General features: G+C 56.8%; 10 protein-coding genes. 9 read left to right on the top strand and 1 reads right to left on the bottom strand.

Annotated elements, in window-relative coordinates; all coding sequences use genetic code 11:
• Positions 1–277: 277 nt before the first annotated feature.
• The 9 genes from AXE65_RS01585 (at position 278) to AXE65_RS01545 (ending at position 8,192) form a co-directional block, all read left to right on the top strand.
• Positions 278–1,624, top strand: a complete 1,347-nt coding sequence (locus AXE65_RS01585; RefSeq protein ID WP_068387078.1) for an aminotransferase family protein — start codon at positions 278–280, stop codon at positions 1,622–1,624.
• 10 nt (positions 1,625–1,634) lie between these two features.
• A complete protein-coding gene (locus AXE65_RS01580; protein ID WP_068387075.1) occupies positions 1,635–2,318 on the top strand; it encodes a CoA transferase subunit A in 684 nt (227 codons plus the stop codon).
• Positions 2,302–2,955 (top strand): 3-oxoacid CoA-transferase subunit B, encoded by a 654-nt coding sequence (locus AXE65_RS01575; RefSeq protein ID WP_068387072.1) that lies wholly within the window; start codon positions 2,302–2,304, stop codon positions 2,953–2,955. The genes AXE65_RS01580 and AXE65_RS01575 overlap by 17 nt, the downstream gene beginning before the upstream one ends.
• Positions 2,956–2,964: 9 nt before the next feature.
• Positions 2,965–4,260 (top strand): ArgE/DapE family deacylase, encoded by a 1,296-nt coding sequence (locus tag AXE65_RS01570; protein ID WP_068387069.1) that lies wholly within the window; start codon positions 2,965–2,967, stop codon positions 4,258–4,260.
• A gap of 16 nt (positions 4,261–4,276) precedes the next feature.
• Positions 4,277–5,458 carry a thiolase family protein gene (locus AXE65_RS01565; RefSeq protein ID WP_068387066.1) on the top strand — a complete coding sequence of 394 codons (1,182 nt, stop codon included), beginning with the start codon at positions 4,277–4,279 and terminating at the stop codon, positions 5,456–5,458.
• Positions 5,459–5,535: 77 nt separating this feature from the next.
• Positions 5,536–6,312 carry a transporter substrate-binding domain-containing protein gene (locus tag AXE65_RS01560; RefSeq protein WP_068387063.1) on the top strand — a complete coding sequence of 259 codons (777 nt, stop codon included), beginning with the start codon at positions 5,536–5,538 and terminating at the stop codon, positions 6,310–6,312.
• Between the two features lie 10 nt (positions 6,313–6,322).
• Positions 6,323–6,988 carry an ABC transporter permease gene (locus AXE65_RS01555; RefSeq protein WP_068387060.1) on the top strand — a complete coding sequence of 222 codons (666 nt, stop codon included), beginning with the start codon at positions 6,323–6,325 and terminating at the stop codon, positions 6,986–6,988.
• Positions 6,988–7,710: an ABC transporter permease subunit gene (locus tag AXE65_RS01550; protein WP_068387057.1), complete on the top strand. Its 723-nt coding sequence runs from the start codon at positions 6,988–6,990 to the stop codon at positions 7,708–7,710. The genes AXE65_RS01555 and AXE65_RS01550 overlap by 1 nt, the downstream gene beginning before the upstream one ends.
• Positions 7,707–8,192 (top strand): GNAT family N-acetyltransferase, encoded by a 486-nt coding sequence (locus tag AXE65_RS01545; RefSeq protein ID WP_068387054.1) that lies wholly within the window; start codon positions 7,707–7,709, stop codon positions 8,190–8,192. Before AXE65_RS01550 ends, AXE65_RS01545 begins: the two co-directional genes overlap by 4 nt.
• 41 nt (positions 8,193–8,233) lie before the next feature.
• Here the strand turns inward: AXE65_RS01545 and AXE65_RS01540 are convergent, their stop codons facing one another.
• On the bottom strand, positions 8,234–9,721 hold the full coding sequence (locus AXE65_RS01540; RefSeq protein ID WP_153015358.1) for a leucyl aminopeptidase family protein: 1,488 nt from the start codon (positions 9,719–9,721) through the stop codon (positions 8,234–8,236).
• Positions 9,722–9,834: the final 113 nt, after the last annotated feature.

The following is a 9,834-nucleotide window of genomic DNA, read 5'->3' as shown; positions in this document are numbered from 1 at the left end:
CCCCAGCCGTCGCCATCTGCGCCGCGATTTGCCGCTGCATGAACTGCACACGCCCATAAGGGCGATCGACTTTACCCCGCCTCTGCGCCACTTCCGCGAGGTATCCCCCGGCCATCAGGTGCGTGAGGAAGAAGAAAGCCGCGCGTTTTAACGGCTTTGCTCCCTCTCCCACCAGCAGGAGCTAAGCATTGGCCTTGGGTTGTTCCCGCCACTGGCTTGACAAACCTGACCTGCTCCGCTTAGATGCGTGGCTCGTTTACAAAACACAATCAAAATAATGTCCTTAGCAGTATCAAAACAATCCAATCTGTTTTACCAATCCGGCAGCCGTCGCCCGTTGCTGGATAAAGCCTCTGGCATTTACCTTTGGGATATATCGGGTAAGCGTTATCTGGACGGCAGCAGCGGTGCGATGGTTTCCAATATTGGCCACTCCAACCCCAATGTCTTGGCGGCCATGCAGCGGCAGATGCAACGTGCCACTTTTGGCTATCGCCTGCATGTTGAAAACGAACCCGCCGAACAACTGGCCTCTGCCATTGCGCAGCGCATGCCGCCCAAGCTGGATCGGGTATTTTTTGTTTCCGGCGGCTCAGAGGCGGTCGAAAGCAGCATCAAACTCGCGCGCCAATACGCCATTGCCAGCGGGCAGGCGCAGCGCTTTAAAATCATTTCGCGTTTTCCTTCCTATCACGGCTCGACCTTGGGCGCTCTGGCGCTGACCGGCATGTCGCTGATGAGTGCGCCTTTTGCGCCGATGCTGTGCGATATGCCCAAAATTGCCGCACCGACCACTTACCTGGATACCGACAACCTTAGCGAGCAGCAGCGCGGCCTGCGCTACGCCCGCCTGCTGCGTGAAGAAATCCTCCGCCAGGGGCCGGAAACCGTGCTGGCTTTTATTATGGAGCCGGTCGGCGGGGCTTCGACCGGTGCCTTGGTTGCCCCCGATAGCTACTACCAGGAAATACGGCGGATTTGTGATGAGTTCGGCGTACTGCTGATTGCCGATGAAGTGATGAGCGGCCTTGGCCGTACCGGCCGTTGGCTGGCGATGGAGCACTGGCAGGTCTGCGCGGATATTGTGGCGCTGTCCAAAGGCTTTGGCGCAGGTTATATGCCGCTGGGCGCGATGGTGGCAAGGCGTGACTTGGTCGAAGCGGTTTTGGGCAATGGCGGCTTTGTCCACGGCCATACCTATGCCGGTAATCCGCTCGCTTGTGCCGCAGGTCTTGCCGTGCTGGAAGAAATCGAGCGATTAAATCTGCTGCAAGCTGCGCAGCAGCAGGGTGCACGGCTACGCGCCGAATTGGATGGATTGCTCCACCGCTATCCCTTTGTCGGCCATGTGCGCGGCAAGGGCTTGCTGCTCGCCTTTGAACTGGTTGCAGAGCGCGCCACTATGGAGCCGTTACCGGCCGCGCTTAATGCGCATACGCGCTTGGTGGATATTGCCTTTGAAAAGGGGCTGATTATTTATTCCAGACGCACCCGCGGCGGTCGTCTGGGCGACCATTTTATGGTCTGCCCGCCACTGATTATCAGTGACCCGCAGATTGACGAGCTGATGGAGATGCTGCATGCCAGCCTTGACCAGTTCTCCCATGAAATCGGCATGAGCTAAGGACGGCAAAATGCACGACAAAACCTGCCCGATGGAACAAGCCATTGCCCAGATAGAAGACGGCATGACGGTGATGGTGGGCGGCTTTGGCATTCCCGGCACGCCTTTTTTATTGATTGAAGCGCTGCGCTCTCGCGGCTGTAAAAACTTGACCCTGATCAAAAACGATGCCAACGAAAAGGGCATGGGCATTGACCATCTGCTGGCGGCAGGACAAGTGCGCAAATTGATTGCGACCCATATCGGGCTTAACGCGAATGCTATTGCCCTGATGAATGCGGGCAGGCTGGAAGTGGAATTTTGCGCCCAAGGCATTCTGGCCGAACGCATTCGTGCAGGCGGCGCGGGGATTGCCGGTATTGTCACCGATATTGGTATCGGTACTCGTTTGGCTGAAGGCAAACAGAGGCTTGGCATCAATGGGCAGTCTTTTTTATTTGAAGCGGCGCTGCGTGCCGATGTGGCGCTCATTCATGCCGAATCTGCCGACTGTTTCGGCAATCTGCGCTTTGCCGCTTCGGCACGCAACTTTAACCCGCTGATGGCAATGGCCGCCGATAAGGTGATTGTGGAAGCCGAACAACGGCTGCCGCTGGGCGCAATCGGAGCGGATGACGTGCACTGTCCGGGCGTATTTGTCGATGCCGTAGTGCCTATTGAATTAACCGGAGCCTACGATGTTAAGCGCACGTGAACGGCTGCTGCGCCGCGCCGCTGCCGAACTTACAAACGGCATGACGGTTAATCTGGGCATTGGCCTGCCCACCGCGCTTATGCCATTTGTCGCCTCTGAGGTAAAAGTCTGCGTCCACTCAGAAAACGGCATCGCCGGTATGGGCGCTGTGGCATCGGATCACAGTAAAAACCGCAATCTGATTGATGCGGGCGGCAGCTACGTCACCACCTTGGCGGGCGCGGCTTTTTTTGACAGCGCGACCTCCTTTGCCTTGGTACGTAGCGGGCGTTTGCACCTGTCCGTATTGGGCGCTTTTGAAGTGGCGCAAAACGGCGATTTGGCCAACTGGATCATTCCCGGCAAATTCACCCCCGGCGCAGGTGGTGCGATGGAACTCGCACAAAAAGCCCGCCGCGTGCTGGTGCTGACCACCCATCTGGATAAAAACGGCAACCCCAAGTTGCTTAAGCGCTGCACCTTGCCGCTGACCGCGCCCGCTTGCGTACAGCGGATTATCACCGACCTTGCCGTTATCGATGTCACTGCACAAGGCTTTGCACTGCGCGAACTGCGCCAAGGCGTCTCGCTGGATGAAGTAATAGCTGCTACCGCTGCACCGCTACTGCTGCCAGATACCCCCATTCCTTACTATTAGAAAACGCAGATGACCCTTTTAGCCCAACAACAAGAAATCCTTAACGCCGTAGAGGCGGGTTTCGCCAAGCAAGTTGATTTTCTCGGCCAGCTCACCCGTTTTCCCTCCACCCGTGGCGAAGAAAGCGCCGCGCAACAGTGGATGAGCGACGCTTTTGCCGCGCGCGGCCTGCACGTTGACCGCTGGGCATTAGACCACCAAGAGTTACAACATCTGCCCGGCTATTCGCCGGTGCTCGCGCCTTATGAAAACGCCGTCAACGTCGTCGGCACCAGCCACTCCAAAACCCGGCGCGGGCGCAGCCTGATTTTAAATGGGCATATTGATGTGGTGCCTACCGGGCCTGCCGATATGTGGAGCCGTGCGCCTTTTGCCGCAAGCATTGAAGGCGACTGGCTGTATGGCCGTGGCGCGGGCGATATGAAGGCAGGTCTTGCGGCCAATCTGTTTGCTCTGGATGCCTTGGCCGCTTTGGGTTTTCGTCCGGCGGCGGACTGCTTTTTACAATCGGTCGTGGAAGAAGAATGCACCGGCAACGGCGCACTTGCCTGCCTGCACCGAGGTTATCGCGCTGAAGCCGCGCTGATTCCAGAGCCCTTTAACGAGACTTTGGTTTCGGCGCAAGTGGGAGTGATCTGGCTGCAAATCCGCCTTAAAGGCATACCGGCGCATGTGGCTTATGCAGCGGCTGGGGTTAATGCCATTGAAGCGGCTTTCCCACTGGTTGCGGCGCTGCGGCAACTGGAGCACGAGTGGAATACGCAAACAGACAAACCTGCGCATTACGCCAAACATGCCCATCCGCTTAATCTCAATATCGGCAAAATAGAAGGCGGCGATTGGGCATCCAGCGTTCCGGCCTGGGCCACTTTGGATGTGCGCATGGGCATTTATCCGGGGCAGGATTTAAATCAGGCCGAACAAGCCATCCGCGATTGCATTCTAACGGCGGCGCAGCAGTCGGCTTTTTTGCGTGAAAACCCGCCCGAAATCATTAACCACGGCTTTCGCGCCGAAGGTTACAGCCTGGCCGATGATCGATCAGAGACGGCAACCGTCGCCATCCAAACCCTCGCCAATGCACATCAGCAAGTCAGTGGTAAGGCCTTGCAGCAAGAAGCCGTAACCGCCACCACCGATGCGCGTTTTTTTGGTCTGTACGGCGGTATTCCTACCTTGGTTTATGGGCCGAAAGCCGAACATATCCACGGTTACGACGAGCGCGTATCGCTTGCCTCAACGCTGCGCGTCACGCAAGCCATTGCCTTGTTTATCGCCAACTGGTGTGGCCTCGAACCCTTATAAAAAGTAGGAAAACCTTATGCAGGATGCAGTTATTGTCGCAACCGCCAGAACCCCTATCGGCAAAGCGTATCGCGGTGCGCTGAACAATACCGAAGCGCCGACACTGGCCGCGCATGCCATGAAGGCGGCGCTGGCTCGCACGCCGCTAGCCGCAGATGAGATCGAAGAAGTGCTGCTCGGCTGCGCCGTTACGCAAGGCACCAGTGGCGTGAATATCGCCCGGCACGCGGTGATGGCCGCCCATTGGCCGGTTAGCATTAGCGGCAAAACCATCGACCAGCAATGCGCCTCCGGGCTTTCGGCCATTGCCAGTGCCGCACTGCAAATCCAAAGCGGACAAAACCGCATCCTGCTCGCCGGAGGCGTGGAATCCGTCAGTCTTGCGCAAAACGACAAGATGAATAATTACCGGCTGCGCGATCCCAAGGTACTGAGCCACTATCCCAAGTATTACTTAAATATGCTGGAAACCGCCGAAATCCTGGCCAAGCGCTACCAGGTATCGCGCGAAGAGCAAGATGCCTATGCCCTGCAAAGCCAGCAACGTGCCGCCAAAGCAAAAGCCGCCGGATGGTTTGCGAAAGAGATCGCACCGCTTGAAGTCAGCCAGCTCATTGTCGACAAGGACAGCGGGCAAACCCATCAAAAGCTGCGCACTTTTAGCGAAGACGAGGGCCTGCGCGAAACCCGCATTGACGCGCTGGCCGCGCTTAAACCTGCGCTGGCCAATGGCACTTGCGTGACCGCGGGCAATGCCAGCCAGCTTTCCGACGGCGCTTGCGCGTGCCTGTTAATGTCCGAAAGGGAAGCCGAACAACGCGGGATTACCCCACTGGGACGACTGCGCGATATGGTCAGCGTCGGCCTTGCGCCAGAAGAAATGGGCATGGGGCCACTGCACGCCATTCCCAAACTTTTGGCACGTAATCAACTCACCGTCGATGCGATTGACCTGTGGGAAATCAACGAAGCCTTTGCCTGCCAAGTGCTCGCCTGCGTACAGCGTTTAGGCATTGATCAGGACAAACTTAATGTCAACGGCGGCGCGATTGCCTTGGGACATCCCTACGGCATGAGCGGTGCAAGACTGGCCGGGCATGCCTTATTGGAAGGCGCGCGGCGAGGCGCCAAGCGCGTGCTGGTCAGCCTCTGTGTGGGCGGCGGCATGGGCGTTGCCGCGTTATTTGAACGGCCTTGAAGGAATAAAAGCCTGCCAGCTGCGTAACTTAAGCGCTTCTTGCAGCATTAAATCCAAAACCGAAAGAGGAAATTCTCATGAAAACAACGATAAAACAGCTTATTCGCTTAGCACTTGGCGCTACCGCCTTACTCCTTGGCGCGCTAGCCCAAGCGGCACCAGTGCTCAAAATGGGGGTAGAAGGCGCTTATCCGCCGTTTAACTCCATTGATGCCAGCGGCAAAGTCGTAGGCTTTGATGTCGATATTGGTAACGAACTGTGCAAGCGTATCAATCGGCAATGCCAGTGGGTTACGCAGCAATGGGATGGCATGATTCCGGCACTGCAAACCGGTAAATTCGATGTGATGGTTTCTTCCATGACCATCACCCCGGAGCGTTCGGCGCAGGTGCTGTTTACCGTGCCTTATTACTACTCCTACGCCATGATGGCCGCCCCTACCGGCAGCGGGCTTGTTTTCAGCCGCGAAGGGCTGGCCGGCAAAACCATCGGCATTCAGGCCGGCACCAGCCATGAACCTTGGCTGCCGAAAAAATACGGGACGGGTTTTCAAATCAAACCCTACCCATCCACCGACGACATGTTTTTGGACTTTGAAAACGGTCGCCTCGACGGCATTTTTGCCGATGTGGTGATTATTGAGCCTTGGATTGCCGAAAACGGCGGCGCTGCGGCCTATGAACAGGTCGGCGAAACCGTTACCGACAAAGACCTGGGGAATGAAATCGGCATCGCCGTGCGCAAAGAAGATACGGCTTTAGTGGCCGAGCTGAATAACGCCATTAACGCAATGGTCGAAGACGGCACCTTTGCCGCCATTGCCGCCAAATACTTTAGCTTCCCACTGCGCTAGAGCCGCCCTGATGCTCGCAGCCTACAAAGGCTATGAACTGCAACTGTTGCAAGGTGCCTGGGTCACGCTGCAACTGGCTTTGGCATCGCTCGCCTTTGGTTTGCTGATTGGCCTTGTATTGTGCGCGGGAAAACGCTCCCGCCACAGCGCGTTACGCGCGATTTGCTACGGCATTGCCAATGTGTTTCGCGGTCTGCCCGAGCTGTTGGTGATTTTTTTAAGCTACTTTGGCGTGCAGATGGCGCTTAACCACTTTTTTGGCGAGGGCATTTCGCTTAATCCCTTTATTGCAGGGACATTGGCGCTGTCGCTGATTTTTGGCGCTTATGCTTCGGAGGTTTTCCGTGCGGCCTTTATTGCCCTGCCAAAAGGGCAAATTGAAGCGGCGCTCGCCTTTGGCCTTTCGCGCTTTCGCATACTGCTGCGCATTGAGCTGCCACAGGTCATCCAAATTGCCCTGCCAAGCTTGGGCAGCCTGTGGCTGATTATGCTCAAAGACACCTCAATGGTCGCCGTTATCGGCCTGCAAGAACTGATGCGCAAAGCGCAAATTGGCACCGCCACAGTGAAAGACCCGTTTTTGTTTTACGGTACCGCCGCACTGCTCTATGTGCTGATTAGCCTCGCCTCAACGATGCTGCTGCGGTTACTGGAACAGCGGCGGGAGGCGCGTTAATGGAAACACTGCTGGAGATGTTCTCCCGCTACGGCGCGCAGCTTGGCGAGGGTTTTTGGTTGACCGTCAAGCTGCTGGTGGTTTCGACCATCGGCGGCTTTGCGCTCGCCATTCCGCTGGCGCTGGCGCTCGATTCGCGGCGCTTTGGGTTAAGACTGCCGGCGCAGCTTTACAGCCTGCTGTTTCGCGGCTCGCCGATGTTTGTGCAGCTTTTTTTGATTTATTACGGCCTGCCTGCGCTGCTGCGCGAGTTTTACGGTTCGCTGCCGTTGCTGCGCGCTTCCCCTTGGTGGGTACTGGTTTCCTCGCCTTTTTTGCTGGCGAGCCTTGCTTTTATCCTTAATTTGGCCGCCTATATGGCCGAAGACTTGCGCGGCGGGCTGCGCACCGTTACCCAAGGCGAGAAAGAAGCGGCGATTGCCTGTGGCATGAAAAAACGCACGCTGATTTGGCGCATCCTGTTGCCACTCGCCTTGCGCCGCAGCGCACCCGCACTGTTTAACCATGTCATCATCTCGTTAAAGGCAACCGCTTTGGTCAGCACCATTGCCATGCGTGATTTGATGGGAGCAGGGTCGCTGGCCTTTAACCAAACCTATAACCTTGGCGTGTATCTCGTGCTGGGCGTGATTTATCTGCTCCTGGTCTTTGCGCTATCGAAGTTGTTTAGCCTGATTGAGCGCCGCTATGCGATACCCGGCCATTCTGGAGGCAGTCCTTGAATACGCTTTTACGCCCGATTAACCCGGCCGATGCCGCCACTATCGCCCGTATGCTGCACGATTTAGCCGCACAAACCGGCGTAACCCGCACCCCGCTCGTGACCGAAAACGACATCCGCCAATTTGGCCCGGGCGGCAAAGCACATTTTGACGGCCTGGTTGCCGAGCAGGGTGCTAAGGCCGTCGGTATGTGCCTGTTTTCCACCACCTTTTCCGGCTGGCGCGGCGCATCGGGGCTGTTTATCAGCGACTTATTTATCGAACCCGAGCTGCGCGGCCAAGGCTTGGGTTTGCGTTTGCTCGCCGCCGTTTGCCAGCAGGCCCGGCAAATCGGCTGTAACTACTTAAGATTGGACGTAGACCCGCAAAACCAGCCAGCACGGGCGTTTTACCGCAAACAGGGCTTTACCGAACACCAGGGCGAAATGCCGTTATTTCTTGAACTGCCTAGCATGCAAACACTGATTGAACAAAACGCCTAAGCGGGATTGCCCTCTCCCGCAAGCGGGAGAGGGCGCTGAATCTATTGGCCGTTTAGCCACTCTTCCAACAGCAATACGCCAAAGCCGCTGGCACCGGCGCGAGCCAAGGGTGCATCTTCTTCGAGCAGTTCTTTACCGGCAATATCCAAGTGCGCCCAAGGCACGCTTTCGGCAAAGTGCTTAAGAAAGGCCGCTGCGTAAGGTGCGTCGCCATCGTCGGTTTTGGCGTGTTGGCGTAAATCGGCGACCGGCGAGCGCAATCCTTCGTCATAAGCGCTATCGAGCGGCAGCCGCCAAAAGCGCTCGCCGGTACGTTCACCGGCTGCCAGTAATGTTTGCGCGAGCTTGTCATCACTTGCAAATAATCCGGCAAAGACTGGGCCAAGCCCTTGCATTACGGAATAGGTAAGCGTTGCTAAATCGATGATGGCGCTGGGATTACAGCGAGTGGCCGCGTAGTGCAGCGCATCACAGAGCACCATGCGGCCTTCGCAGTCAGTGTCATACACCTCAATGGTGCGACCGGAGGCGCTCTCGATAATATCTCCAGGCTTATAGGAGGTCGCCGATGGCAGGTTTTCTGCAATCGCCAAAATGCCGACCACATGCACGTTCGCTTGCTGGCGGGCGAGCGCCAGCAAAGTACCGGCAACCGCCGCAGCGCCTGCCATATCGCCGCGCATGGGGAACATCTGCCGCGTGGTTTTAATGCATAGGCCACCGGCATCAAAGCAAATGCCTTTGCCGACCAGTGCCAGTGGCTGCTCAGGCGCGTTTTTGCCGCAATAACGCAGTAGCAACAGGCGCGGTTTACGTGCTGAACCGCCGCCGACGGCAAGCAGTGCGCCCATACCCAGTTGCTTAAGTTGCTCTTCTTGTAATTCTTCAATGGCAACGCCCGCCGCTGCCAAAGGCGCGAGATAGTCGGCAAAGTTATCCGGATGCAAGTGACTGGCCGGGTAATTGACCAAATCCCGCGCCAGACAAACGCCTTCGGCGAGTGAAGTAAAGCGGGAGGCGCTATCAACATCCCATTCCTCGCCGCTGACGAAAATCTCGATGGCGTGCGCTTTGTCTTGTTTGCCCATCAGGGCGAAGCGGTAATTACCCAATTGCAGCCCCAGCAATAAGCGTCCGCTCAATTCATGGCGGGCGACGGCGCATGTCTCTTTCCAGTCATGCAGCAGCGTCACACGGCTTTCTTTGACGCTTTCCAGAAAGCGGGCGAGTTTTGCGCCCGCTTGCATCAGCGAAAGCGCGGTCATTTCGGCGGGATTGCCCAAATTAAGCACGACTGCGCGCCTTTCACGCACTTGGTTAGGCGGTGGTGGTGGCAACAGAATATCGACGATTTCCCCGCTCGCGCAGGTGCAGGCGGGAAGTGCGCAAGAACGGCTCAATGCGCCGTCCAGTTCTCTGTCCCATTCGCTGGCGTGGGCGGCAAAGCGAGCGCCAAAGCGCAGCACAATGCGCACATCGGCTTGGCGGGGAAAGTCGGGGGCGTTTAAGAAAATCGTTTCGACACTCATGAGCATCTCCTGTTGTTGTTTTATTTAAGGGTCTTAGGAAGCAAACATGTTTTTATGGCATGATAACTTCCTGATATGACTGGTAAAAATAGGTACTTCAAACGTTCGAAAAT

This window comes from Ventosimonas gracilis, from assembly GCF_001580025.1.
In the GTDB taxonomy this organism is placed as follows: Bacteria; Pseudomonadota; Gammaproteobacteria; order Pseudomonadales; family Pseudomonadaceae; genus Ventosimonas; species Ventosimonas gracilis.
This window is presented reverse-complemented; position numbering and strand designations above follow the sequence as displayed.